This is a genomic window from Odoribacter sp. (genome assembly GCF_985060555.1).
The window spans coordinates 1-23,210 of the sequence record NZ_CFKYFN010000086.1 but is presented as its reverse complement, the minus strand read 5'-3'; the positions used below and the strand labels follow the sequence as shown (position 1 = coordinate 23,210).

Below are 23,210 nucleotides of genomic sequence, written 5' to 3'. Positions count from 1 at the left end.
ACGGAATTTTAATACTTTTGCTACCTACTGAAAAAAAATAAAAAAAATGATAATAGGTTCATTAACACAGACGAAACGATTTGAAATTCTGCATCCCGATTTCAAAAAGGTATTCGAATATGTTCGGTCGGGGAATTGGCAGCAGGTGACTGCCGGGAAAATAATACTTGAAGAAGATAAAATTTGGGTGAATGTGGATGAAGTGACGGGGAAATCCAGGGAAGCGGCGAAACTGGAAGCACATAACCGGTTTATCGATATCCAGATCCCCTTATTGCAGGAGGAAACTTTCGGGTGGGAAGAGCGGGGCCGCTTGGCGATGGAAGAAGAAGAAGGCTATCAGGTACAAAATGATATCCTGTTTTATCAGGAACGGCCTGCTTTGTATTTTACGCTGCCGGTTGGAGACTTTGTGATCTTTTTCCCGGAAGATGCTCATGCTCCTTGCATCGGGAACGGTAAAATGAAGAAAATGGTGGTTAAAGTTAAATTATAGATTAACAATCGGGGGAGATTTGCGTATGGAAAGGCATAGTTTTTGTTAGGCGATGTTAGATGATTAAAAACAATTTAAAGTATGAAAAAATTATTTACACTAGTTGTTGTTGTATTGATGGTTGTCGGTGCAAAGGCACAGACGGAAATTGTGGTCGGACCGAAAGTCGGTTTGAATATGACCAATATTTCGAATTCCGATAAGAAAAATAAACTGAGTTTCCATGTGGGTGGGTTCGCTGAATTCAGGTTTAACGATTATTTTGCTATCCAGCCCGAATTGGTGTATTCAAGACAGGGAGCCCGGGATAAAATCAATGGCGATAAACTTAAATTGCGGGCTAATTACCTGAATATTCCGGTATTGGCCAAGTTATATGTGTTGGATGAGTTGAGCGTCGACCTGGGACCGGAATTCGGTTTTGCCCTGAATGCTAAAGCAAAGTATAAAGATGGCGATACGACGGTCAAACATAAAATGAATGATATAAATACACTGGCCGTGAATTTTGCTATCGGGCTTTCTTATAATTGGGATGATTTTATGTTCTCGGCCCGTTATAATCTGGGGTTGAGTAATGTTTTCGATAAGGATAAATATGACGGGAACAATAAAAACCGTGTATTCCAGCTGTCGGTTGGGTATCGGTTCGGTGGACTGTTCTAGGATAAAATGAATCGGTCATATAAAAAGCTCCCGGTGATGTGCCGGGAGCTTTTTTTGGTTTCCAGCCCTTTCAACTGTTTTTTCCTTTCAGTAGATCCCGGATTTCGGTCAGCAATTGTTCTTCTTTACTTGGAGCCGGTGGAGGAGTGGGCTTAGTTTCTTCTTTTCTTTTCATACTGTTGATCAGCTTGACGAATAAGAAGATAGAAAAGGCGATAATCAGAAAATCCAGGGCTGTATTGATAAAATTGCCGTAATTGATACTGACGGCTTCAGTGACTTTTCCTGTAACGGCATCGGTATGTGCATGTTTCAGGACGATTTTCAGACTTTCAAACTTTACTCCTCCGATCAGCAGTCCGATCGGGGGCATAATGATATCGCTTACCAGAGAAGAGACGATCTTACCGAAGGCGCCTCCGATAATGATACCGACAGCCATGTCTACAACATTGCCACGCATGGCAAAAGTTTTGAATTCTTTTAAAAAGCTCATATTGGTCTTATTTTGGGTGTTTATTTACTGGTTTTTGACAGGTCTCACTTTTTGTCCTTCCCGGATGGAAGCTATTCCGGCTATAATAATCAGATCGTCCGGGTTCAAGCCAGCCTCGACAAGGATATGATCGTTGTATTTTTTTATCCTGACTTGCTGACGATGAGCTGTATGGCTTGCCGGGTCGACGATCCATACATATTCCTGATGGTGTGCTTCTTGTAAGGCACTGGCCGGAAGGACGAATTTGTCGGATATCATATTGTCGACTTCAACGATCACTTTACACGAAAATCCTGGAAATACATTTTGCCGATACGGGGCGAACTGTTTGTCCGTAATAAGTAGAGTCACCGGTATCCCCGAACCGTTCGAGGAATAGATATACTCTTTGACCTCTGTCGTGAAAAGTTTTCCTTTTTGGGAATCGAATTCGACATAGATCTTTTTCGGGATGTCGAGTAGTTGGATACTGGTTTCGGGAAGCATGAAATTAACTTCGATGTCTTTAGGATCTACCAGACGGACGACCGATTGCCCGGTAAGTATTTCTTCGTGATTCTCGACGAAGCGTTGTTCGATAAACCCGTCGAATGGTGCGGTCAGTACGGTGTAATCCAGAGTACGCCGGGCCATATTCAGGGCTGAAGTGGCCTGAATATAATCGGTTTGGGCTATTTCCAGGTTTTGTTTGGCTACGGCATTGGCAGCATAGAGGCGCTGATTACGTTCGTAGATAGATTCGGTTGTTTTATAATTGGCTAAAGCGGTTTGATATTGCCGTTGGTAATCATAGGGATCGATTCGGGCGATCACCGTCCCTTTTTTTATTTTTTGGCCGGTATTGACATTGACTTCGGTCAGGGTACCCGGCAAACGGAAGGCCAGTATACTGAAATTCCGGGCTGTTACGGTTCCGGTATATTGATGGTTGAAAGTGCCTAAGGCTTCGACTTTTATCACCCTTACCGGCCGGGGCAGATCGGAAAGAGTAGCTTTCTTTTTTCCCTGACACGCCAGACAAAAAGAAAGTATCGATATGAAAACCAGGTAACGAAATTTCATCGTAAAAATCGTAAATGTTTTTTCATTTTTACGATGAAAGTCACCTCACTGGTTGCAAGGAAAGAGATATATTTACTGTTTTTTAGTATTTAAAACTGCTTCCTCCTAAAAATTCCCGGATGATCGAGGTCGGTGGAATTTCACGGGTCGGTACAGCCCGGATGTAAGAAAAAAATTTCAATAAGCGTAAAGCTTTGGAATGTTCGGGGTGCTGTTGGGTTACTTCCCGGAGTAAAGGTTCAGCCTGTGTTTTTAATGCTCCTAATTCATAAATCAAAGCAGAATTGAAGATCGCGTCGGCTTCTTCCTGGTAGGGTACGATATGTTTTTGTTCGCCCAGCAATACACTTTCCCAACGTTTCAGGGTATCGAGGGCGGAATAATTCCGGTATTTGTAATCGCGTACCATGCGCCGGATCAGACGATTATCTGTCGGATTGATCAGGTTGTGATTATCGATAGCGATAGAGGTCAGCGCAGAAACGAATATCTTGAAAAGGGTTTCCGGCGGCAGCAACCGGGTGAGTTGGGGATTCAGCCCATGAATACCTTCGACGATGATCACATTGTTCCGGGCGATTTTTAGCTTTTCACCGTCATAATAACGTTGTCCGGTTTCGAAAGAGAATTTAGGAATTTCGACCTCTTCCCCTTTTAGTAACCGTTGTATATTATCCGTAAAGGTGGCGATATCGAGGGCATCGATAGACTCATAATCGTATTCCCCTTTTTCGTCTCTCGGAGTAAATTCGCGGTTGACGAAGTAATTGTCCAGAGAAAGATTGACGGGTTTCATGCCATTGACCATCAGTTGTATGGCCAATCTTTTGCTGAACGTGGTTTTCCCGGACGAAGAAGGACCGGAGACCAATATCACTTTTACCTTTTTATGCCGGGCCTTGATTTTATCGGCGATAAGCGAAATTTTTTTCTCGTGGAGTGCTTCGCTGATTTTGATCATAGGACCTGAATATTTCAACTCCACGATTTTGTTCAGATGCCCGATATCGGTCACTTCAAGGATTTTTCCCCAGCGTTTGTATTCACTGAATACCTGATACAACTTATCTTGTGGAATGACAGGCAGTACCCGGGTCGGATCGGTCCGGTCGGGAAGTTGCAATAGCATACCTTCTTTATAGGGGATCAGACCGAATGTTTTCAGACAACTGGTCGAAGGAGCCAGGGTCCCATAAAAATAATCGGGAAGATCGTTCAGATAATAAAGGGAAGTGAAAAGTTTTCCCCGGGTTTCCATTAAGTCTGCTTTATCTTTCAACCCTCTTTTTCTGAAAATAAGAACTGCTTCGTCGGTAGGGATTTCTTCCCGTACAATCGGATAGTCGGCTTGAATGATTTCTTTCATTTTATTTTCCAGTTCGGAAATGATTGCCGGAGTCAGTACGATTTCTTTGTTGACGATCCGGCAAAAAATGCCGTTCGAAATAAAATATTCGGCCCGAAGTGTTTTCTTCGGAAATAATTGGGCTACAGCTTGATATAGTACGAAAATCAACGAACGCGAATAAATGCTGTATCCGTCCAGGGTCGTGACATCGATGAAGTTGACCCGCAGAGGGGTCATTACAACGAACTGCAAGTCCTGTAACTGATTATTGACCAAAGCCCCGAGGATGTGATTATGGTTTTCCGGGAAGATGATCTTTTTTACATCTCTAAGTGTAGTGCCTAACTCTATTTCGTATTCCTGGTGTGTATTTTCACAAGTAATATTGACTGTCCTCATATTTATACATTTAATGCTTAGCTAAAGTAATAACAAAAAATGTATAAACAAATACCGTGCCTCATCTAACGTGATTTTTATTATTTGTACAGTTCTTTTTTCTTAGGGATACTGATCGTGTAAGTTTTGTGTCGTGGATTTTTTAAATCGGTTTTCCGGAGCCAGGGGTTGAAACGCTTCAGGGTTTTATAGGTAATCCCTTGCTCTTGCGCAAAATCGGCCCAGCTTTTGACAGGACCTTTCACTTCTACTGTTTCTGTTTTTTCGAAAGTATAAACGGTATTTACTTTAAAATTGTACAGTTCGGGATGATTCATAATCTGTTTCAGGGCCAGAATCCGGAATACATAACGTTCCGTTTCCTCTCCCAACAGGAGATTGTAATAATTCGTTTCTTTCTGGAGGTCCATTTGCCGGGAAATCATAGCTGCGCCTGCATTATACGCAGCTGCAGCCAGTGTCCACGAACCGAATTTCTCATAAGCTTTTTTGAGATAGGCGGCAGCGGCTTCTGTCGATTTTTCGATGTGATAGCGCTCGTCTACTTCATTATTGATTTCCAAACCGTTTTCCTTTCCGGTACCTTTCAGAAACTGCCATACTCCGACTGCTCCGGCAGGTGATTGGGCCTGAGGGTTCAGACGGCTTTCGATGACCGCCAGGTATTTGAAATCTTCCGGGATACCGTTCTTTTCCAAAATCGGTTCCATCAGTTGGAAAACCCGGGGAGCCGTTTGTAGAATCTGAATGGTATGTGAATGTAAATAAGAATTGACGATCAGTTCTTTCCGAAGTGCTTCCTGTACATCCAGGCGTTGCAACGGTACGGTCTCTCCGGCAAAAGTCAGGGCCTCGGGCATATAGGCATCGCTATAATAACCTGAAGTTGAGGATTGAACCGGAGTAGAAGCCGTTGCGATCGGTGAATTACTTTTGCAGGCAATAAACAATAATCCGGCTACATTCAAGAGTGTGATAATGACACAGATATAGATTACCGTATTTTGTCTTTTCATTGTAGATTTATAAATTTATATTTGTACGTGCAAAGTTAATAAAAAGATTAGAAAATAATGATTAGGAATAACGATTAGAGCTCCCAAGAGCAACTCAGCAACTCAGTAACTCAGTAACTTAATAACTCAGTAACTCAATAACTTTTATGAATAGGTATAATTTTGATCAAATGATTGACCGTCGGAACACCGATTGTGTGAAATACGACGGTTTGCAGGATGTTTTCGGTTGTGCGGATCTGTTGCCGATGTGGGTGGCCGATATGGATTTCCGGGTTCCCCCGGAGGTGCAGGAGGCAGCACGTAAATGTTGTGAACAGGGGATTTTCGGTTATACGTTCCGTTCGGATGATGGTAAGGATGCTTTTCGTAATTGGGTGAAACAGCGGTATCGTTGGGAGGTAAAGGAAGAATGGTTGTCTTCCAGCCCCGGGATTGTTACTTCACTGGCGATTTCTGTCCGGGCTTTTACTAAGTCCGGCGATAAGGTGATGATTATGACTCCGGTATATCCTCCGTTTCATGCCGTAGTAAAGGATAATGGCCGCGAATTGGTATGTTGTCCTTTAATAAGAGATACCGAAAAGTATGTGATCGACTGGGAATGCTTCGAACAGGGGTTACAAAAAGGAGTGAAAATGCTCATTCTGTGTAATTCTCATAACCCTGTCGGACGGGTGTGGACCCGTGAGGAATTGGCAAGGATCGGAGAATTGTGCTGCCGTTACGATGTCCTGATTCTATCCGATGAAATTCATGCAGATCTGGCTTTGTTCGGACATCGGCATACGGTTATGGCTTCTGTGTCGGAGGAGATCGCTGCCCGTACGCTGACCGCTATGGCTCCGAGTAAGACTTTCAATATCGCCGGTATGATGAATTCGGTGATTATTGCTTCCAACCCTGAGATTCTGGAGGTATACAATCGTGAATTAACGACTTTGCACCTGGACTTGGGAAATATCTTCGGACACGTTACTTTGAAAGCGGCCTATCGGTATGGGGCCGGTTGGTTGGAGGAACTGACCCGGTATCTGGAAGGGAATGTACAGTTCGCTTTGGATTATTTCGAGAGAGAACTACCACAGATCAAAGTATTGAAACCCGAAGGTTCGTTTTTATTGTGGCTGGATTTCCGGGGGACCGGTTTGTCGCATGAAGCCTGTGGAGAACGATTGGTGAAGATAGGAAAAGTCGGACTGAACGACGGTCTGGAATTCGGTGAAGAGGGCAGGGGATTCCGCCGGATGAATATCGGATGTCCCCGTTGTGTTTTGGAAGATGGCCTGGAACGGATAAAAAGAGCTTGTCTGTAAATTTTTTGTAAAGGATTATTTATGCAAAACAAAAATGAATGTCTATAAAGTTTTTTCTGTACAGATTTTAATTTTTGGAAATAAGTAGGGAAAGAAAGGTACTGACGGGAGAGTGGGGAGGAAAAGAGGGTAAAAGCAGGGCAGCCCTTGATTTTCAGATAGAATCGGGTGAGGATTATCTGTTGAGTTCCGCTTCCAGCATTTTTTTCAATTCGGGGTTGGAAGGCCGGGGAGCATCTGCTGAGACAATGTTGCCTTTTTTGTCAAAGACCATGAAACGGGGAATACCGTTGATTTTATAGTCTTTTGTGATTTTGCTCCAGCCATTGGCTAAGAGTTGGATACCTTTTAACCCCTCTGTTTCGATGAAATCCAGCCATTTTTGTTTGTCTTTCGCTTCATCGACAGAAACGCCTAAAAAGACCACATCGGTGCCGTGCATCTCCTTCTTCAGGTTTTTCAGATGGGGGGATTTCCTTCCGGCAGGGGCTGCACCAGGTGGCCCAGACGTCTACCAGTACCACTTTCCCCTTGAAGTCGGACAGCGATACTCTATTGCCTTCCACGTCGGGGTAGGTAAAATCCGCCGCCGGGGAACCGGCTTTGGTGTCATACAGAGGAGCTCCTAACGCTTCGATACGTGCTTTGAGAGAGGGCGTTACAAAATATTTGCCGTATTTTTCCATACCTGCCGAATATTGTTCGTAGGATCTATATCGGCGAAACTCATTGTTCTGCAGATATTCGCCTATCAGATGGTCGTTGTGTAAAAAGGTAATCACATCGTCCGGATTATATCTCTCTTTTTCCCCTGACTCCCGGTTGGTAAACTCGGCGTACACGCCCGGCATTCTGACCCCTTCCGGAAATTGCGATACGACATCCGTCGTATATTTCTGCGGTGAGGCAATGTGTTTGTAGTACTCCGGCCACATGAACTTTTCGGGATGCTTGTCACGGGGTGTGGCGAGGAAGAGCAGCGCATAGAAATCCGTGGAATAATCCACCTATATTTTCGTGCAGGATGATATTCAGCTCACGTTGGCCTGTATATTTTGCTTCCTGCGAAAGCATACCGACGAAAGAAAATATCAGTGTCGGATCGGTTCCGGCAGGTAAAGTTAATTCGTAGTGGCCGTCGTTGTCCGAAACGACACCGATATTGGTTCCTTTGATCCGTACCGTCACGCCGGGTAGGGGACTGCCTTTGCTATCCGTCACTTTCCCTTTGATCACCGTTTTTTCCTGTGGGGCGGCAGCATCTGCTTGCTTGACCACAATATGATTACTGTTCAATATATAGGTGAGACCCAGGGGATTCAATAATTCATCCAGCACTTTGCGGATGTCTTCCTGCCGGGCTTCGACATCCACTTTCCCTTTTGAGTCGGTGAGCAGGGTATTGTACAAAAATTTCAGTCCGGTCTGGGCCTCTATCCGGTTGAAAACTTCTTCCAGAGAAGTTTGTTTCAGATGTAGGTCCAGTGTATACTGTTGGGAATACACTTTCCCCTGGACACCACACACGAGTGTCAGCATAAAGAATAGCACACATTTCATCATTCTGCTTACTTGTTGCAAGCCACCGGAATCTTTCCAATCCGGCAACAACCGATTGTTTTTTTTCATAAATTTGTTGTGTTAAAACGATTTGTAAATTGTTTATACAAGTTTGCAACCGGTTCTTGTGCAAGAAGAAGCGGTTGCTTTTTTTATTTTCTCCTGACAATAACCTCCTTTCCTTTTATGTCGAATGTAAGTTCGTCCATCAGCTCGAAGGTGTGCAAGACCTCCCGGATGGAAGCATGACGATTGATTTTCCCCGTGTAAAGAATAGATTTCAATGCTTCGTTCTGATAATGGGTGTCGAACAGATACCAGCATCCCAGTGTTTTCATGACCTCTTCCAGGGGTTGCCGGTAAAAGGCAAACACGCCGTCTTTCCAGGCTGTATAATAATTCACGTCCACGGTTTGCTGCAACAGTGTTTCCCGGGTAGCGTCGTAATACCCCTGTTCGCCCGGTTTCAGGACGATCCATTGTTCCGTAGTGCCGATCCCCATCGATACGGTTCCGCTGATCAAGGTGGTCGCTTCGTTCGTGTCGTCGGGGTACGCCTTGACATTGAAGGAAGTACCTGTCACTTTTACCGCCGAGTGTTCCAGGCAAACCAGAAAGGGAGAACGGGGATCACGCTTCACGTCGAAATAAGCTTCACCACTGAGATATACGATTCTTTCACTCCCCGGAACGAATCGGTCAGGGAAGCGCAGACGGCTCTCGGCATTCAGAAATACGGTCGTGCTGTCGGGCAACAGGAAACTGAATTCTCCACCCCGGGGTACTTCCAGGCAATGGTAAACAGGTTGATCACCGTTTGCATCTCCGCAAGCGGCTTGAATGACCACCCGTCCCTGATCGTTATGCAACTTCATTTGCTGTGTATCCGTTTGCCGTAGTGTATCCAATAATACTGTTTCGCCTGAAGGGGTAATCAGCCGGGCCATGCGTTTTCCGGGATATATAGAGGTCTCCTCGCTGGCTAAGGGGAGAGAAACAGGAATCTTGCTATACCGGTAGACTGCCAGTCCCCCGAAAAGAATAGCGACAGAAGCTGCTGCTACCAGCCACCACCGGCGGTTGCGCCGCATGTTTCTTTTACGGACCACCTGTTGCCACCCTTCCCCGGGGTCGTAGCATCCGATTTTGGACAACAACTCATTTTGCCGTTCATCGTCACACCATTTTTGGAAATAAATCCGGTGTTTTTCCGATTGTGCCAGCCAGTTGTCCAGTTCTTTTTTCTCCGGTTCGGATAGTTTCCCAGCCCAATGACCCAGAATAAGCCGGATAATAGTAATGTCGTTTTTTACTCCCATTTTGCAACCATTTTGTATTATTACACGATGATATGCAAAAAGGGGTAAATGAAAATGAATTTTTTTATTTTACCGGTGACTTCGGATTAATTAAGGAAAAAGTAACCGAAATCACAGACCGAATAATAAGGCGAACAGCGGGTACAACTCTTGCAGATTTTTTCGCAGTATCTGTTTGCCCCGTTTCTTTTGGGCTTTTACCGTTTCAATACTGATTCGCAGGGTTTGGGCCGCTTTCTCGTTATTCATCCCCTCGAAATAGTACAACTCGAATACTTTACGGCATTCCCGGGGTAATTTTTCTATTGCTTTTCTCAGCCGGCTGAAAATTTCCGTTTCGATCATCCGGCATTCGAATTCGTCCTGTTCTCCTTCATGTTTCAGATAACTCAGGTAGTGTTCCCGCGAGAGACGGTTGCGTAAATGGTTCAGACAATCGTTTTTTTATGGTCAGATATAAAAAGTTTTTCAGATGTTACTCACTTTGGACTGACTGTCGCTTTTCCATTAAGCGGACAAAAACCTCCTGAACGATGCCCCGGGCCGTTTCATCGTCCTGTACATACCGAAAGGCAAAATAACACAGCGAACTATACCAGGAAGTAAAGATTTTTTCTACTTCATAGGCATATGTCTTTTCCATACTCATGCTTTCGTCGTTAGTTATCTGTTGCGCGACTTTTATGCAAAGATAAAGTATTCCGCTTGATTCGCAAAAGCCACTGGCTGAATCCCGTATCAAAAATACTAAATTTCTACATGTTCAGATTTTCTTACGCTGCCAGGAAGCGAATCTCATGAAAAGCCAGGACACCAGACCGATGAGGGTTCCATAAGTAAATTCACTGGTCCATACCCATTCTACGCGGGTGGATATGTAAGAAGCGAAAAACCAGACAGAAAAGGTGTAGGCGATCAGTACGACAGATTCCAGTATCAACGCATTGGTCGTATTACCTGTACCTGATACGGCTTCGAACAGTGGAATTCCGAAGCTCATAGCGATCGAAGCACAGCAGATAACCAGCAAAGAAGGAATAGAGGCATCGGCTAAGACCAAATCGTCGGTGTAGATAGACAGCACCGTATGAGGGATAAACAAACAGCATAAGAGTACCGGCAGAATGGCGATCAGCCCTTGTCCGATCGTTTTGAAGACAGTCGGCATCACTTCGTTTTGTTTCCCTTCGCCGATCAGGCGGCTGGTGAGCGTATTGGCCGTTGCACCGAAAGCAAATACGGGGATCATAACGAGCATATAAACACTTCTCACAATACCGGACACCGCAATCGGTGTCTCGCCCATATGTTCGACCAGAGCGAAGAAAATAAACCATGTCCCGAAAGAAAGTAACTTTTGGATCATGGTGGGAAAAGCCAGTTTCAGAACCGATTTCATCAGCCAGCCTTCCAGTTTATGAAAATAGAATAAGGAATAAGTTTTTAGCGGAAGCTTGACGAGCGTATACCCGATAAAGAAAAATGTAGCGGATATTTCGGCACATACAGAAGCGAGTGCTGCACCACCGACACCCATTTCGGGGAAACCCCATTTACCGAATATCAGGACATAATCGAGGAATATATTCACCATAGCCATGATGGCTGTCGTGAAACTGATGACTTTGGTATCGGACAGCCCGATATATAAAGAACGGAACAAAAAATTAAAACATACAAAAATAATACCGTAATGCCGGTAATCCATATATTCTACTGCAGCGGCGTAGATATTAGGCGACTGGATGATCCTGGCCAGAATATCGTTGGTGAAATAATGTTGTATCAGAAACAGACCTGTAGACAGAAAAAGCACGAAAAACAACCCGTGCTCGAAAATCACCCCGATCCGGTCCAGACGCCCTTCACCCAGGCGGCGGGCAACGATGATCTGTATACCGATGGCGAATCCCCAGGCTAAAGTCGAATAAATATAATAATAAATACCTGCCATCATCGAAGCTCCCAAAGCGACAGCACTGACCCGTCCCAGAAAAGCCGTATCGGTTAAGGCGATCAGGGTTTGTGCCAGATTTCCGAAGATAATCGGAAGGGCTATCGTCCAGATGATTTTATTTTTTACAGAGCTTCTCATGTGCTGTGGGAACGATTAGAAAGCTTCGGTCATATTCATATAAATACCCCATTTCTGTCCGGGTTCTTTGCCGATATCCAGACGGAAATTTTTGCGGGGTTGTAACTGAATACGAAGTCCGATACCATAGTTGAGTTTCCATTTATCCCAGTCGGCCGGGGTTTTTCCGATCGTACCCGTACCGATCCAGGCAACCCCTCCGAACTTCGACCAAAAGGCGCCCCGGGCATAAGCTTCCTGCGACATAAACATGTGCCGGTATTCGATAATGCCGTAAGCCATCGATTTATCCCGGTATTTACCCCAGGCGTAACCGCGCAGATCGAAGGGATTACCGAAGTTCGGCAGTTCGCTGTAAGGGACGTTATCCATACCGATCTGGGTTTTGGCTGTCCAGGCCAGCGTGCTCCGGCGTTTGAAGACCTGACGGAATTGGCGGTATTCCAGTTCCAGCATTTCATAATTGTAATTTCCGCCCAGATATTTCCCGTACAGGGTTCCCATTGCGCTTAGGAATACGCCCTCGAAAGGGGTAGCGACATCATCCCGGGTATCGTACTGGAACAAAGCACCTATTCCGATATTGTGATAACGGTTACCATATTTCAGGATGGCCGGATTGGTTTTCATCCAGTCGGCCAAGGATTTCGTATAATTATAGTTGAAATCCAGAAGTGTACCTACGTATATATTCGGTTTCACTTCCCACACAAAACGGGGAAAGAACTGTATGCTGGCTTTATGAAAGGTCACCGAATCCTTATCGTAACGGTCCTTTAGTTCCTCGGCTTTTTTGATTTCATCATAGCCGATGCCATAAAAATTGGCCGGTTCGGTACGATAACCGTATTTGATGTAAATACGGAATTTATTTTCATTGAAAAACAACGTACCGGCTCCTGCTGCGACGAAAGTCCCGTTGATAGAGATATTGAAGCCTACCGGGATAAAAGACCGTTGGCTGATGGTATCGTCGGGGTTCATCCGGAAAGTCATCAACATGGCGCCACCGACTCCCAGCGAAGCTTCGGGGTTATAGGAAGGACCTCCAAGAATGGAAAGCCATACTTTTTTATGGGCACGGATCGAATCGCGCCTTTGCTGGCGGGCAAATTGTTTCAGTTGGCGTACGGTCCAGGTCTCGGTCACAACGACGGTATCTCCCGGTGTCGTGATTTTTACAGAATCTTGCTGTGTAAATGCAGGGATCGCTACCAACAGTAGCAGGACAAGAAGTAATAGTTTCATAGTTGTTCTTAAATGTGCCAAATTTACTTCAAAATTTGTGCCAATCGGAATTATATGTGTTAATTTATATTATGACAATGATATACCAATGGCTATCGACTCTATCGGATAAAAGAGGTTACTAATCTATTATCAGATTACGAAACGGATATCATTTAGGTTTTATATTCACATCTGGTTCTGATCGGTTCGTTTTCTCAGATTATATCTATAATAACCTTATTATACAAAAATAGGATAAAATAAAAAAGTGGTTACCCTCATTTCGGGAATAACCACTTTTCAATATAAGCTACTTCGAATAATAGATTTCTTGTTTTTTGTACTAATATACAAACTTATAGGCGATATCATTAAATATGACATATCCGGCGTTGTCCTTTGTGAATGTTGTTACATAAGGATGAGTCCTTGGCATTGGAGGTGCTTCTTCCCATTCGTCTGTCAAGTAATTATAACGACAACAATACCAATAAGGTGGAGCTGCATCTAATCCTAATTCTCCTCCTACAATATAAGCATATTCCTGTCCGTCGATAGTTAAAAAGAAGCATAGGAACGTGTAATTCCCGGATATCTATCAGGTAAAAGAGTATTTAACGGTATAAAGCGAAACTCTTCCGGGTTGAATTTATAAACATCCCGGCTATATTCGTGAGCATTATGACCGAAACAAAGATAGACGGTTCCGTTGAGTTGAGATCTGCCTAAGCCTACATAAGCTTTATTTTCGATTACGAAAGCAATGGCCCCGATTTTTGAATTCCCTGGAAAGTCCTTCATTTTATCCCATCCGATGTAGTCTGTCGTTCTTTTATACTGCCATAGATTATTGCTGTGAGAATTCTCACAATCATATTTATTTTTATGATTTATATTTGGCATATTTGAATATGACCATTATAATTTTTACTTTTGAATTCATTGGTCTTAAAAAACTTTGTTGATACATAACAATTATTAAATTATTGGCGGACTGTGAATAAGTTTTGGAATATTAATTTTAATTTTGCAAAAAAAATAAAGGAAGACAGTATTAATAATGAGATTCTAAGCATAAAAGTTTTAAGAATTGTCAGTTCCTTATCAACTATTGAATCATTAAAAAATATGATTTTTAAGTTTGCGGGATATTCTTGTTGAATTTAAGACTGATGAATCAGTTGAATGTGTTGTAATAAATTAAGATGATGACGATAGAAGAACAAGTAAACGATGGTATTAAAAATGCCATGAAAGCTCACGATAAAGTTCGGCTGGAGACGATGCGTAATATCAAGAAAGTGATTTTGGAAGCCAAAACCCGCCCGGGGGCCAATGACCGGATCGATGATGCCGAATGTATCAAGCTGATTCAAAAATTAGCCAAACAGGGGAAAGAATCGGCAGAAATTTACAGACAACAGGGCCGCGAAGATTTGTACGAGCAGGAGAGCGGGCAGGTGGCCGTGCTCGAAGAATTCTTACCGAAACAACTGGATGAAGCTGAACTGACTGAAGCTTTGAAAGCTATCATTGCCGAAGTGGGTGCTTCTTCTGCCAAAGATATGGGAAAAGTGATGGGCACCGCTACCAAAAAATTGGCCGGTCTGGCCGACGGTAAAGCGATCTCGGCTAAAGTAAAGGAATTGCTGGGGTGAGCACGTAAGGATCGTTGAATATAAAGTTTCCCGATTTTATTTAATCTCCGGTAAATCGATCCCCTTGATTTTGCGATAGAGATTCAGGGCATACGAGTCGGTCATGCCGGAGACGTAATCTACTACGGTCTGAATCTTTGTATACATAGAATCTGCCTTACTGACCTTGTATTGTTCGGGCATGATCGATAAGATATTCCGGGCATAGTAAGTTTCCGGTTTCAGTACTGCATCCGTATATTCTTTGAGGATGGTTCCGAGTATTTTGAAACCGGCAATTTGAATCTGGGTTACCATATTCGTATGGTAGATTCGTCCGTAAGCTAAGGCGGTGCAGGCATCGTAGGCTTCTTTGTTCGTTCCGCTGACTTGTTTGATCAGGGTACTGTTGAAATCACCCTTCATGATCGCTTCGTAATTCTGGCAGAATACGTCGGCACAGGCATTGATCAGCTTATTGATGATTCCGGCTCTCAAAAAAGCAATCCGTTCATTTTTGTCGGTAACCGTCTTGAAAGTTTTGGTGATGATTTTCAGATCTTCTTTGTCTTCATTTTTGTCATAAAAGCTTTCCAGAATAGCGACGGTTTCGTCATAAGAAAGTATGCGTAGTTTATGTGAGTCTTCGATATCCATAATCTGGTAACAGATATCGTCAGCGGCTTCGACAAGGTATACCAGCGGATGGCGTACATATTGCAGCGGATGGTCACCGAGCTGGCGGATTCCCAGTTCCCCGGCTACCTGCCGGAAAATGTCTTTTTCACTCTGGAAAAAACCGTATTTGAATCCTTTGGGATTGGCTTTTGTCGATTCGAAGGGGTATTTGACGATAGAAGCCAGGGTGGTATAGGTCATGGTATAGCCTCCCGGGCGGCGTCCGTTGAAGCTGTGGGTCAGGAGACGGAAGGTATTGGCATTACCTTCGAAATGGCTTAGGTCATTCCATTCTTCGTCGGAAAGCAATTTTTTGAAATACAGGCCTTCACCTTCACTGAAAAAATAGGAAATCGCTTCTTCGCCCGAGTGGCCGAAAGGAGGGTTCCCCAGGTCGTGGGCCAGGCAACCGGTGCTGACAATGGTTCCGATTTCTTCCAGAATTTCCGGATTTTCGATCTCTACTTGCTGTTGTTTCAGGAATTGGCTGACCTTATTTCCGAGCGAACGTCCTACACTAGCTACTTCAAGGCTGTGAGTCAGACGGTTGTGAACAAAAATATTACCCGGAAGGGGAAATACCTGCGTTTTATTCTGTAAGCGACGGAAAGGAGATGAAAATATCAGGCGGTCGTAATCCCGTTGAAATTGCGAACGGTCGTGCGAATGAAACAACGAAGTGGTACTTCCCGGATGATAACGATGGGCTGATAAAAGTTGATTCCAATCCATAGGTAAAGCAATGAAGATAAGATCGAATAATAGGTTGAAAAACAAAGAGACGTCCAAAAAGTTTATACTTTAGGGACAGCCTCTTTGTATAAGGTTACTTTTTATTTTGTAATGAAGTGGAAGTGACTTCCGAAGCGTTCGAATGCAGCTTTGTCCAGTTCTTCCTGGCATTGAGGAGCAGCAATACGGATCAAGGCTTTAGCGCGATCCTGTAAGGTTTTTCCATATAGGTCGGCTACCCCGTATTCCGTAACGACATAATGCACATCGAAACGGGTGGTCACCACTCCGGCGCCATTCAACAGGGTCGGACTGATTTTACTGATCCCTTTGGCTGTGATAGCCGGCATGGCGATAATCGGTTTACCTCCTTCACTGGCTGCTGCACCCCGGATAAAGTCCAACTGTCCTCCACAACCACTGTAGAATTTGCATCCCAGAGAGTCGGCGTTTACCTGGCCGGTGAGGTCGATAGAAAGTGCAGAGTTGATGGCAGTCATTTTCGGTTGCTGGGCAATGATATAAGGATCGTTGGTATAGCCTACGTCCATCATAGCTACTGCCGGGTTGTCGTCGATAAAGTCATATACCGCTTTAGAACCCATCAGGAAAGTAGAAACGATTTTCCCTTTATCGTATTTTTTATTCAGGTTGTTGATTACTCCTTTATAATAAAGAGGTAATACTCCATCGGCAAACATTTCGGTGTGGATCCCCAGATTTTTGTGGTTACCCAGCTGTGACAATACGGCGTTCGGAATAGCTCCGATTCCCATTTGAAGACAAGCACCGTCTTCGATCAGGCCGGCACAATTTTTACCGATTTGAATATCCTGTTCCGATGGTTGTGCCGGTTTAGCTTCAATCAGCGGAGTGTTGTCTTCGCAGAAGATATCGATATCGGATAATTTGATGATGGCATCTCCCCAGGCACGCGGCACGTTAGGGTTGATCACCGCAATTACTGTTTTAGCCGTTTGAACGGCAGCCAGGGTGGCATCTACAGAAGTACCCATAGATACATAGCCGTGTTTATCCGGAGGACATACCTGAATCATGGCCACATCTACCGGAGTAATCCCCATACGGATTAATTTCTGGGTTTCACTGAGGTGTACCGGAATATAGTCTGCCCAACCGTCCTGAGTCGCTTTCCGTACGTTGTGGCCGACAAAATACGATTCCAGCTGGAATACACCTTCGAATTCCTGCTCTGCATAAGGAGCAGCGCCTTCCGTATGAAGATGTTGCAATTTAATGTTTTTCAGCTCTCCGGCACGTCCGCGGGCACACAAAGCCTGGATCAAACCCTGAGGTGCACAAGCTACACTGTGAATATGAATCCGGTCGCCCGATTTCACCACTTTGACAGCTTCTTCAAATGATACTGTTTTTATACCTTGAACCATAATGTTGTTATATTAGATTAAAATCTTTCACTCACAAACGATGCGAAGGTAGGCAATAAAAAGTAAAAAGTAAAAGGTAAAAGGTAAAAAGTGGGAGTAAATTGTGTGTAGAATTTGTTGCGTAATAAAATTATAGGGGAGAATACCGGACAAAACTGCTGTAATGGTTTGCGGATCGGATATATATAATCAATAGTATGGTGAAAAAGGACAACTCTATCTGTAAAGTATAGAATCGTCCTTTTTAGTTTACTTGTATTTTTCGATCAGGTTTTTAACGACTTCGGGGGTTAATTTATGATTTTCGAGCAGAGGAAAACCTTCCCAGCGGACAATACCTTTCGGATCGATGATGATGACATGGGGAATACCTTTGATTTCCAGGATTTTGTCCATTGTTTTTTTAGTATCTACTCCGTAATAATATTCGATAACGGGTTCTTTCATCGCTTTAATCTTTTCTACCGGTTCGTCCGAAATGCCGATAACGACGACATCTTTCGAAAATTCTTTGGCAATCTCGTTGAGCTCGGGAATTGCTTTCCGGCAGGGGCCACACCAGGTAGCCCAAAAGTCGATGATGACGAATTTTCCCTCAGTATCGGGTTTTTTAGAAATCCAGGTTTCTACGGTTAGTTCCGGTGCCTTTTCGTTCAGAAAAGATTTTGCCCACAACTGTTTGCCGTTGTTGCTTTCCTGTGCAAATCCAATACCGCTGAATAATAGCATGGTCAGTAAAATAATTGTGTTTTTCATTGTTTATCAGAATTTTAGTATTCAAGTCTATCCTTTGTTTTTTCAGTTATAACGGTTACAGCCCTTTCTCTCAACTTCTATCTCCCCACTTTTTAACCTCTCTCTTTTATCTCCTCGAATAACCTTTAGCCTATAGCTTTTAGCCTTTTACCTTTTCATCGCCCTCTCCATATCTTTCTTGGCATCTTTCAGTTTCAGGCTTTCCCGTTTGTCGAATTCCTTTTTGCCTTTAGCCAGGGCGATCCGGAGTTTGGCGTATCCTTTTTCGTTGAGGAAAACTTTCACCGGTACGATGGTCAGGCCGGATTCTTTCACTTTACGTTGCAGTTTGATCAGCTCTTTGTGAGTGAGCAGTAGTTTTCGTTCCCGTTTTTCTTCGTGATTGTAATAAGTCCCTAGTTTGTATTCGGCGATATGCATCCCTTTTACCCACAACTCTCCCCGGTTAAAAAAGCAGTAGGAATCTACCAGACTGGCTTTCCCGGCCCGGATAGATTTAATTTCGGTACCGGTAAGTACGATGCCGGCATTATATTCTTCGAGAAATTCGTAGTCGAAGGAGGCTCGTTTGTTTCGTATATTGACTTCGTTAGGCATAAACTGAAAAATTAAATATTGAAAGCAGAAATTCCAAAGATGATCATCAAAAGTTGATTGATAATGACTGGAATACAAATAATCGCCAGTGAACTGATGACGAGAATATTGGTTTTCTGGCCCGGATGCAATCGGGGGATTTGGCCAAGTCCTTTGTAAAGCGTCCGTATAAAAGTAAAACTGAGCAACGTAAAAAGTTGGCCTAGAAAAATATTTCCCAGAGCATTTCCAATACTATGAAAAATAATGAAAATCACTCCACTGTATACGGTCAGATTTAAGGCCAGGTTCGTATCGAAAGAGAGTTTCCGGCACAAATATTCCCGTGTAATCAGATAGGCGAACCAGTTACCGATGAGCATTGCTATCAGATTAATGATTGTCAGACCGGTAGCTTGCCAAAAATTATAATTGATCAAATTGATCAACAGAACCATTATCGAGATAACCATAGTAATGGGAATCAGATAATTCCGATACAATTCCTTTCCGGAATTAGTTTCGTTCAGGGCTTCCGGCCATACAGTCTCCGGAACCATCAGCAATTGTTCGGTGCGTCGGTATAGATATTTGAAATTAATATTTTTCATGCCAGACAAAAATATCTAATTTTTCCTGAAAAACAACAGGAATTTTTGAAGATACTTTGTCCGGGAAAGACAAAGCTAGGGAAAGGTGAAAGCCTACAAAGCCCATTCTTCTGATAAGGATGGAAAGAATGGGCTTTGCATTACTTTTGTAACCGGTCTATTAGAAGTGTGCGGACTACCTCATACCCTTTATGTGGATTGAACTCTTCATCTGGCCGAAGCAACTGCTTGGTATCTCCCAAAAACTCATCATCTTGCATTTTATCTTCCATGTTGATAATAAATTCTTTGTAAGTAGGAACGTGATCTACCACAAATTCCATATACTTTTGGTAACAAGCCAATACGTGAGCTATGTTGACATCTGATAGGGTCAATGCTTTATACAAGTCATATAAATCACGTCCCTTTCGTCTTTGGTACAAAGCACGCAACTTAGTCCCCACCAATTCATCCAGCTGATAGGTCAAGACATGACACTCTCCATTATACCATTTGTTTGAAACTGAGAATGGAACTTCCTGCATTGGTAGCACATTGAAATGTTCCTTGCAATTGATTTCCACCTTGAGGTGTATCGGAACAACCGGTATAATTTCTGATTCAAGTCTAAAAATTAAAGTGTTATTATGTTTCTTTTGCTTGACTTTGGGCTCGCCGAGAAAAGAAAGTGCTTCTCTGATGCGGTCGTATGTTTCTTTTATCGGTTCCGCTTTAACTTGTACAAGGTCGATATCCTCGCTATATCTGGGCTGGGGTGACAGGAACAGCTTATGCAGGGCAGTTCCACCACGAAATGCAAGATGTGATGCAAGGTATGGGTCCTTATAAATTTCTGTCAAGGCTCTGCATATCAACAAATCCTGTTCAACCTGTTCGGTTTCTGTCCATGGAACCTGTTCGCCCCATTCTCTGATTGCAAATTCGGGAATCATTCGTCTATTTCTATTTCTTGGTTAATAATCACTTTCCATTTTTTATCAACTTCACAATATCCTGTCGGTTTGTTTACCTTAAACGGAACTTTTCTAAATTTTAATCCTGCGACCTCCATTTTGGAATATAAAGTTTCCGCCAAATCCTCTCGCTCCAAGATATGTTCCATGATATATCCCAACCGCTGAAAGACCGGTGTAGATGATGCTTTGAAGAAGGAGTCATTCAGGCTGTCCAGATTCACGACATCTACCAATTCGTTCAAAACAGTGCAGACACGGTTCAGACCACCCACGCTCTTTTCGTTTTCTATCAAGTCAATAGCTGTCAGTTCAGGAGAAGATACGTTGATATATCCAGTTTGGGTTTTGTGTTTTCTTATGAACTCCGTTTGAATTTCTTTTTTAGAGAAGAATAATATGGATGTGCCATTTTTAGAAGTACTCCTCATATAAGGTAGTTCAACCGCTACCGAAAAAGTTTGAGCCCTTTGATGGGAGGCCCCATAAAAAGCTGCGGCATTTAATAAGGCTACATAATATTTCTTGTCAAGATAAGCCATAAGCTGATCCATGTAGAAGACCGGAGGGATAATCCCTTTCAGCGAATACTCTATAGGCATGATGACATAGAAATTTCTCCAGGGCGAAATGATTTTCGCTTTAGTGACCAAACGGGACAGATAGGTTTTCATATAATCCTTGCCCAATGAAGGGAATTGCTTTTCAATATCTTCCTTGGTGAAGGTGTAGTAACCCCTCATTTCCCTGTTTTCAATCCATTCTGACAAGTTTTCTATATCCTTTTTCATATCACACGATGCAATGATTCTGCAAAAGTAATCATTTCCTGATTACTTACGCAAAATGATTGCAATTATCTTGGGCTAAATGTGCATTTTTCCATATTCCTCTATAAAAATCCATCATAGCCGCGCTTCCCTTGTCAAGTCCCATTGAAAAGGTAACTCGGAGGGACGATACCTTCCACGTTCGAGCCTGCGGTTTTCGCGCAAAAAATTCCCTGCGGTAATTTTTCACCCGAAAAAACGTTCCGGTATCGCCGTCCGAGTTGTGGAGACGGCCGGGACTTAGCAAGCGAAGCGACCTACGGCGCATAGGACAAGATAAAAAACAATCTGACAGCGGTATTTTGCCGGACTTGATGTTCCAATGGATTACGCCGTCAACACATTCCCCATACAAAATCTTCTTCCTGTCTTATAGAGCGGCACAAGGAAGCGGGGACTAAAGACAGCTCGCTCGCAACTCTGCATAATACGGTTTTCTCCTTGCCGGTTTCGTGGCGTTCCTGCCGTTTTTCTTACCCTGGGGCTTGCCATTCGTGTGTGCCCGCCCTTTTCCGCCCCTTTAATCCGGTGCTTTTCCTTACTTTTTCCTTTGACTTTCCCGTTTTTCCGCCTCCCGCTTTTCCTCCCGCGGTGAAACAGGATGACAAACGATGAAACATATAGTACAACGTATTGTAAATCAATCATATATCAGAAATCATCCTATATATTTGCACTGACAATCATAGTTATCAACCCTAAAAACCAAAGTTATGGCAAAGAAAAATGGAAGGGACGATCCCCCTAAACCGCAAGTCGCCGAGAACGAACAGATGAGCGACATCATCCTTATCCTCGACAAGATGGAACTGATTTTACAGGCAGTGTCCCAAATTGACAAGGACGGCAGGTACAAGACGGTTCCGGCAGACAAGGAGCATACAAACTCCTTTCTGAAAATCGACCGCTACGCCAGCATGTTCGAGAATTTCCTGAAGAACTTCTGGAGCCAGCTCAAGGACCCGACACGCTTCGGTATCCTTACCATCAAGGAAGACACGCTGGATAACCCGGAAGTGAGGCAGGCAGTCGAAGACATCGCGGCAGGAAAGCAGACCAAGGCAGTGGAGGAATTTCTCAAGAAATACGAGATTGTCCCCCGCGACAAGGAAAACCAAAGTATCAACCCCAAGAATCAAGAAGAAATGTCAAAAGAAAATGAAACACAGCGGCAGGCCGCCCAAGGCGACGGCACGCAGCAACAACAACAGCCCCAGTACCGCTACAACGAGTCCATGATCAACTGGGAACAGCTGAAGAACTTCGGGCTCTCCCGTGAGGAACTCCAGGAACGGGGACTACTTGACCAGATGCTCAAGGGTTACAAGACCAACCAGGTCGTGCCCATCAGCATGAACTTCGGCTCCGCCGTGCTACGCACCGACGCGAGGCTCTCGTTCCAGCAGTCCCGCTCCGGGGACATCGTGCTGGGCATCCACGGTATCCGGCAGAAACCCGACCTCGACCGTCCCTACTTCGGGCACATCTTCTCGGACGAGGACAAGAAAAATTTGCTTGAGACGGGCAACATGGGGCGTGTCGTGGAACTGAAGAACCGCAACGGCGAGTATGTCCCCTCTTTCGTCAGCATCGACAAGCTGACCAACGAGGTGGTGGCGATGAAAGCCGAGAATGTCTTCATACCGCGTGAAATCAGCGGAGTTGAACTGACCGAGCAGGAGCAGAACGACCTGCGGGAAGGCAAGAAGATATTCGTCGAAGGAATGACAGCCAGATCGGGCAACCCGTTCGACGCCCACCTCCAGGTCAACGCCGAGCGCAGGGGCGTGGAATTCATCTTCGAGAACGACAAGCTCTTCAACCGGCAGTCTTTGGGAGGCGTCGAACTGACCAAGAAGCAGATTGACGACCTGAACGAGGGCAAGGCCATCTTCGTGGAGGGCATGAAGCGCAAGGACGGGGAACTGTTCTCCTCCTACGTGAAACTCGACGAGGCGACAGGCCGCCCGTCCTACACCCGCTACAATCCCGACTCCCCGGAAGGCGCACGGGAAATCT

The 23,210-nt window shown here is 44.1% G+C and carries 25 protein-coding genes; 5 read left to right on the top strand and 20 right to left on the bottom strand.

The window, feature by feature from the left end; genetic code table 11:
• The first annotated feature begins 46 nt into the window (after nt 1-46).
• Together AC5RDS_RS10950 and AC5RDS_RS10945 are read left to right on the top strand one after the other, a co-directional pair.
• The gene (locus AC5RDS_RS10950; protein ID WP_013611641.1) at nt 47-496 is read left to right on the top strand and encodes a NanQ anomerase/TabA/YiaL family protein; all 450 of its coding nucleotides are present in this window, start codon (nt 47-49) and stop codon (nt 494-496) included.
• An 81-nt stretch (nt 497-577) separates the two neighbouring features.
• The gene (locus AC5RDS_RS10945) at nt 578-1,162 is read left to right on the top strand and encodes a porin family protein (protein ID WP_494222336.1); all 585 of its coding nucleotides are present in this window, start codon (nt 578-580) and stop codon (nt 1,160-1,162) included.
• A 70-nt stretch (nt 1,163-1,232) separates the two neighbouring features.
• Here the strand turns inward: AC5RDS_RS10945 and mscL are convergent, their stop codons facing one another.
• The 4 genes from mscL to AC5RDS_RS10925 all read right to left on the bottom strand — a co-directional run bounded on the left by mscL (nt 1,233) and on the right by AC5RDS_RS10925 (nt 5,486).
• A complete protein-coding gene (gene mscL / locus AC5RDS_RS10940) occupies nt 1,233-1,658 on the bottom strand; it encodes a large-conductance mechanosensitive channel protein MscL (RefSeq protein WP_013611639.1) in 426 nt (141 codons plus the stop codon).
• Between the two features lie 24 nt (nt 1,659-1,682).
• A complete protein-coding gene (locus AC5RDS_RS10935) occupies nt 1,683-2,723 on the bottom strand; it encodes an efflux RND transporter periplasmic adaptor subunit (RefSeq protein ID WP_013611638.1) in 1,041 nt (346 codons plus the stop codon).
• Nucleotides 2,724-2,805: 82 nt separating this feature from the next.
• Nucleotides 2,806-4,470: a nucleoside kinase gene (locus tag AC5RDS_RS10930; protein WP_013611637.1), complete on the bottom strand. Its 1,665-nt coding sequence runs from the start codon at nt 4,468-4,470 to the stop codon at nt 2,806-2,808.
• Between the two features lie 80 nt (nt 4,471-4,550).
• Nucleotides 4,551-5,486 (bottom strand): lytic transglycosylase domain-containing protein, encoded by a 936-nt coding sequence (locus AC5RDS_RS10925; protein ID WP_013611636.1) that lies wholly within the window; start codon nt 5,484-5,486, stop codon nt 4,551-4,553.
• A 170-nt stretch (nt 5,487-5,656) separates the two neighbouring features.
• Between AC5RDS_RS10925 and AC5RDS_RS10920 the strand changes: the two genes are divergently transcribed.
• Nucleotides 5,657-6,802, top strand: a complete 1,146-nt coding sequence (locus AC5RDS_RS10920) for a MalY/PatB family protein (RefSeq protein ID WP_228026172.1) — start codon at nt 5,657-5,659, stop codon at nt 6,800-6,802.
• A 175-nt stretch (nt 6,803-6,977) separates the two neighbouring features.
• On the opposite strand, the gene AC5RDS_RS10915 is transcribed toward AC5RDS_RS10920, so the two are convergent.
• From AC5RDS_RS10915 to AC5RDS_RS10875, 9 genes are all read right to left on the bottom strand, one after another.
• Nucleotides 6,978-7,244 carry a TlpA family protein disulfide reductase gene (locus AC5RDS_RS10915; protein WP_022160214.1) on the bottom strand — a complete coding sequence of 89 codons (267 nt, stop codon included), beginning with the start codon at nt 7,242-7,244 and terminating at the stop codon, nt 6,978-6,980.
• Nucleotides 7,201-7,809: a TlpA family protein disulfide reductase gene (locus AC5RDS_RS10910; protein WP_022160213.1), complete on the bottom strand. Its 609-nt coding sequence runs from the start codon at nt 7,807-7,809 to the stop codon at nt 7,201-7,203. Before AC5RDS_RS10910 ends, AC5RDS_RS10915 begins: the two co-directional genes overlap by 44 nt.
• Nucleotides 7,757-8,431 (bottom strand): carboxypeptidase-like regulatory domain-containing protein, encoded by a 675-nt coding sequence (locus AC5RDS_RS10905; protein WP_013611634.1) that lies wholly within the window; start codon nt 8,429-8,431, stop codon nt 7,757-7,759. Before AC5RDS_RS10905 ends, AC5RDS_RS10910 begins: the two co-directional genes overlap by 53 nt.
• Before the next feature lie 83 nt (nt 8,432-8,514).
• Nucleotides 8,515-9,681, bottom strand: a complete 1,167-nt coding sequence (locus AC5RDS_RS10900; protein WP_118121911.1) for a FecR family protein — start codon at nt 9,679-9,681, stop codon at nt 8,515-8,517.
• A gap of 111 nt (nt 9,682-9,792) precedes the next feature.
• A complete protein-coding gene (locus AC5RDS_RS10895) occupies nt 9,793-10,113 on the bottom strand; it encodes an RNA polymerase sigma factor (protein ID WP_083813727.1) in 321 nt (106 codons plus the stop codon).
• 43 nt (nt 10,114-10,156) lie between these two features.
• On the bottom strand, nt 10,157-10,324 hold the full coding sequence (locus AC5RDS_RS10890) for a sigma factor (RefSeq protein ID WP_157741833.1): 168 nt from the start codon (nt 10,322-10,324) through the stop codon (nt 10,157-10,159).
• 120 nt (nt 10,325-10,444) lie between these two features.
• Entirely contained in the window at nt 10,445-11,776 is a 1,332-nt protein-coding gene (locus AC5RDS_RS10885; RefSeq protein WP_013611632.1) for an MATE family efflux transporter, read from the bottom strand.
• Between the two features lie 15 nt (nt 11,777-11,791).
• Nucleotides 11,792-13,024 carry a BamA/TamA family outer membrane protein gene (locus AC5RDS_RS10880; protein WP_087381900.1) on the bottom strand — a complete coding sequence of 411 codons (1,233 nt, stop codon included), beginning with the start codon at nt 13,022-13,024 and terminating at the stop codon, nt 11,792-11,794.
• A gap of 540 nt (nt 13,025-13,564) precedes the next feature.
• Complete coding sequence (locus tag AC5RDS_RS10875; protein WP_013611630.1) at nt 13,565-13,909, bottom strand: Kelch repeat-containing protein; 345 nt, start codon at nt 13,907-13,909, stop codon at nt 13,565-13,567.
• A gap of 305 nt (nt 13,910-14,214) precedes the next feature.
• Here AC5RDS_RS10875 and AC5RDS_RS10870 point away from each other — a divergent pair, with 305 nt between their 5' ends.
• Nucleotides 14,215-14,664, top strand: a complete 450-nt coding sequence (locus AC5RDS_RS10870; protein WP_013611629.1) for a GatB/YqeY domain-containing protein — start codon at nt 14,215-14,217, stop codon at nt 14,662-14,664.
• Nucleotides 14,665-14,700: 36 nt separating this feature from the next.
• On the opposite strand, the gene AC5RDS_RS10865 is transcribed toward AC5RDS_RS10870, so the two are convergent.
• The 7 genes from AC5RDS_RS10865 to AC5RDS_RS10835 form a co-directional block, all read right to left on the bottom strand.
• On the bottom strand, nt 14,701-16,053 hold the full coding sequence (locus tag AC5RDS_RS10865) for a deoxyguanosinetriphosphate triphosphohydrolase (protein WP_041557241.1): 1,353 nt from the start codon (nt 16,051-16,053) through the stop codon (nt 14,701-14,703).
• A gap of 101 nt (nt 16,054-16,154) precedes the next feature.
• Entirely contained in the window at nt 16,155-17,462 is a 1,308-nt protein-coding gene (locus tag AC5RDS_RS10860) for an acetyl-CoA hydrolase/transferase family protein (protein ID WP_013611627.1), read from the bottom strand.
• 249 nt (nt 17,463-17,711) lie between these two features.
• Entirely contained in the window at nt 17,712-18,218 is a 507-nt protein-coding gene (locus AC5RDS_RS10855) for a TlpA family protein disulfide reductase (protein ID WP_013611626.1), read from the bottom strand.
• A gap of 147 nt (nt 18,219-18,365) precedes the next feature.
• Nucleotides 18,366-18,815 carry an SsrA-binding protein SmpB gene (gene smpB, locus AC5RDS_RS10850; protein ID WP_013611625.1) on the bottom strand — a complete coding sequence of 150 codons (450 nt, stop codon included), beginning with the start codon at nt 18,813-18,815 and terminating at the stop codon, nt 18,366-18,368.
• An 11-nt stretch (nt 18,816-18,826) separates the two neighbouring features.
• Nucleotides 18,827-19,405, bottom strand: coding sequence for a hypothetical protein (locus tag AC5RDS_RS10845; protein WP_022159449.1), 579 nt, complete (start codon nt 19,403-19,405; stop codon nt 18,827-18,829).
• A 140-nt stretch (nt 19,406-19,545) separates the two neighbouring features.
• Entirely contained in the window at nt 19,546-20,340 is a 795-nt protein-coding gene (locus AC5RDS_RS10840) for a nucleotidyl transferase AbiEii/AbiGii toxin family protein (RefSeq protein WP_013611623.1), read from the bottom strand.
• Nucleotides 20,337-21,152: a type IV toxin-antitoxin system AbiEi family antitoxin domain-containing protein gene (locus AC5RDS_RS10835; protein ID WP_013611622.1), complete on the bottom strand. Its 816-nt coding sequence runs from the start codon at nt 21,150-21,152 to the stop codon at nt 20,337-20,339. The genes AC5RDS_RS10840 and AC5RDS_RS10835 overlap by 4 nt, the downstream gene beginning before the upstream one ends.
• A 752-nt stretch (nt 21,153-21,904) precedes the next feature.
• Here AC5RDS_RS10835 and AC5RDS_RS10830 point away from each other — a divergent pair.
• The coding region (locus AC5RDS_RS10830; RefSeq protein WP_494222335.1) for a DUF3945 domain-containing protein at nt 21,905-23,210 on the top strand (1,306 nt) is incomplete at its 3' end.

Coding starts and splice junctions, on each gene's coding strand:
- AC5RDS_RS10925 (WP_013611636.1), bottom strand. CDS start 5,486: ATGAAAAGACAAAATACGGTAATCTATATCTGTGTCATTATCACACTC.
- AC5RDS_RS10835 (WP_013611622.1), bottom strand. CDS start 21,152: ATGAAAAAGGATATAGAAAACTTGTCAGAATGGATTGAAAACAGGGAA.
- AC5RDS_RS10920 (WP_228026172.1), top strand. CDS start 5,657: ATGATTGACCGTCGGAACACCGATTGTGTGAAATACGACGGTTTGCAG.
- AC5RDS_RS10845 (WP_022159449.1), bottom strand. CDS start 19,405: ATGAAAAATATTAATTTCAAATATCTATACCGACGCACCGAACAATTG.
- AC5RDS_RS10860 (WP_013611627.1), bottom strand. CDS start 17,462: ATGGTTCAAGGTATAAAAACAGTATCATTTGAAGAAGCTGTCAAAGTG.
- AC5RDS_RS10875 (WP_013611630.1), bottom strand. CDS start 13,909: ATGCCAAATATAAATCATAAAAATAAATATGATTGTGAGAATTCTCAC.
- mscL (WP_013611639.1), bottom strand. CDS start 1,658: ATGAGCTTTTTAAAAGAATTCAAAACTTTTGCCATGCGTGGCAATGTT.
- AC5RDS_RS10880 (WP_087381900.1), bottom strand. CDS start 13,024: ATGAAACTATTACTTCTTGTCCTGCTACTGTTGGTAGCGATCCCTGCA.
- AC5RDS_RS10865 (WP_041557241.1), bottom strand. CDS start 16,053: ATGGATTGGAATCAACTTTTATCAGCCCATCGTTATCATCCGGGAAGT.
- smpB (WP_013611625.1), bottom strand. CDS start 18,815: ATGCCTAACGAAGTCAATATACGAAACAAACGAGCCTCCTTCGACTAC.
- AC5RDS_RS10915 (WP_022160214.1), bottom strand. CDS start 7,244: ATGCACGGCACCGATGTGGTCTTTTTAGGCGTTTCTGTCGATGAAGCG.
- AC5RDS_RS10935 (WP_013611638.1), bottom strand. CDS start 2,723: ATGAAATTTCGTTACCTGGTTTTCATATCGATACTTTCTTTTTGTCTG.
- AC5RDS_RS10950 (WP_013611641.1), top strand. CDS start 47: ATGATAATAGGTTCATTAACACAGACGAAACGATTTGAAATTCTGCAT.
- AC5RDS_RS10930 (WP_013611637.1), bottom strand. CDS start 4,470: ATGAGGACAGTCAATATTACTTGTGAAAATACACACCAGGAATACGAA.
- AC5RDS_RS10945 (WP_494222336.1), top strand. CDS start 578: ATGAAAAAATTATTTACACTAGTTGTTGTTGTATTGATGGTTGTCGGT.
- AC5RDS_RS10855 (WP_013611626.1), bottom strand. CDS start 18,218: ATGAAAAACACAATTATTTTACTGACCATGCTATTATTCAGCGGTATT.
- AC5RDS_RS10890 (WP_157741833.1), bottom strand. CDS start 10,324: ATGGAAAAGACATATGCCTATGAAGTAGAAAAAATCTTTACTTCCTGG.
- AC5RDS_RS10905 (WP_013611634.1), bottom strand. CDS start 8,431: ATGAAAAAAAACAATCGGTTGTTGCCGGATTGGAAAGATTCCGGTGGC.
- AC5RDS_RS10900 (WP_118121911.1), bottom strand. CDS start 9,681: ATGGGAGTAAAAAACGACATTACTATTATCCGGCTTATTCTGGGTCAT.
- AC5RDS_RS10870 (WP_013611629.1), top strand. CDS start 14,215: ATGACGATAGAAGAACAAGTAAACGATGGTATTAAAAATGCCATGAAA.
- AC5RDS_RS10885 (WP_013611632.1), bottom strand. CDS start 11,776: ATGAGAAGCTCTGTAAAAAATAAAATCATCTGGACGATAGCCCTTCCG.
- AC5RDS_RS10840 (WP_013611623.1), bottom strand. CDS start 20,340: ATGATTCCCGAATTTGCAATCAGAGAATGGGGCGAACAGGTTCCATGG.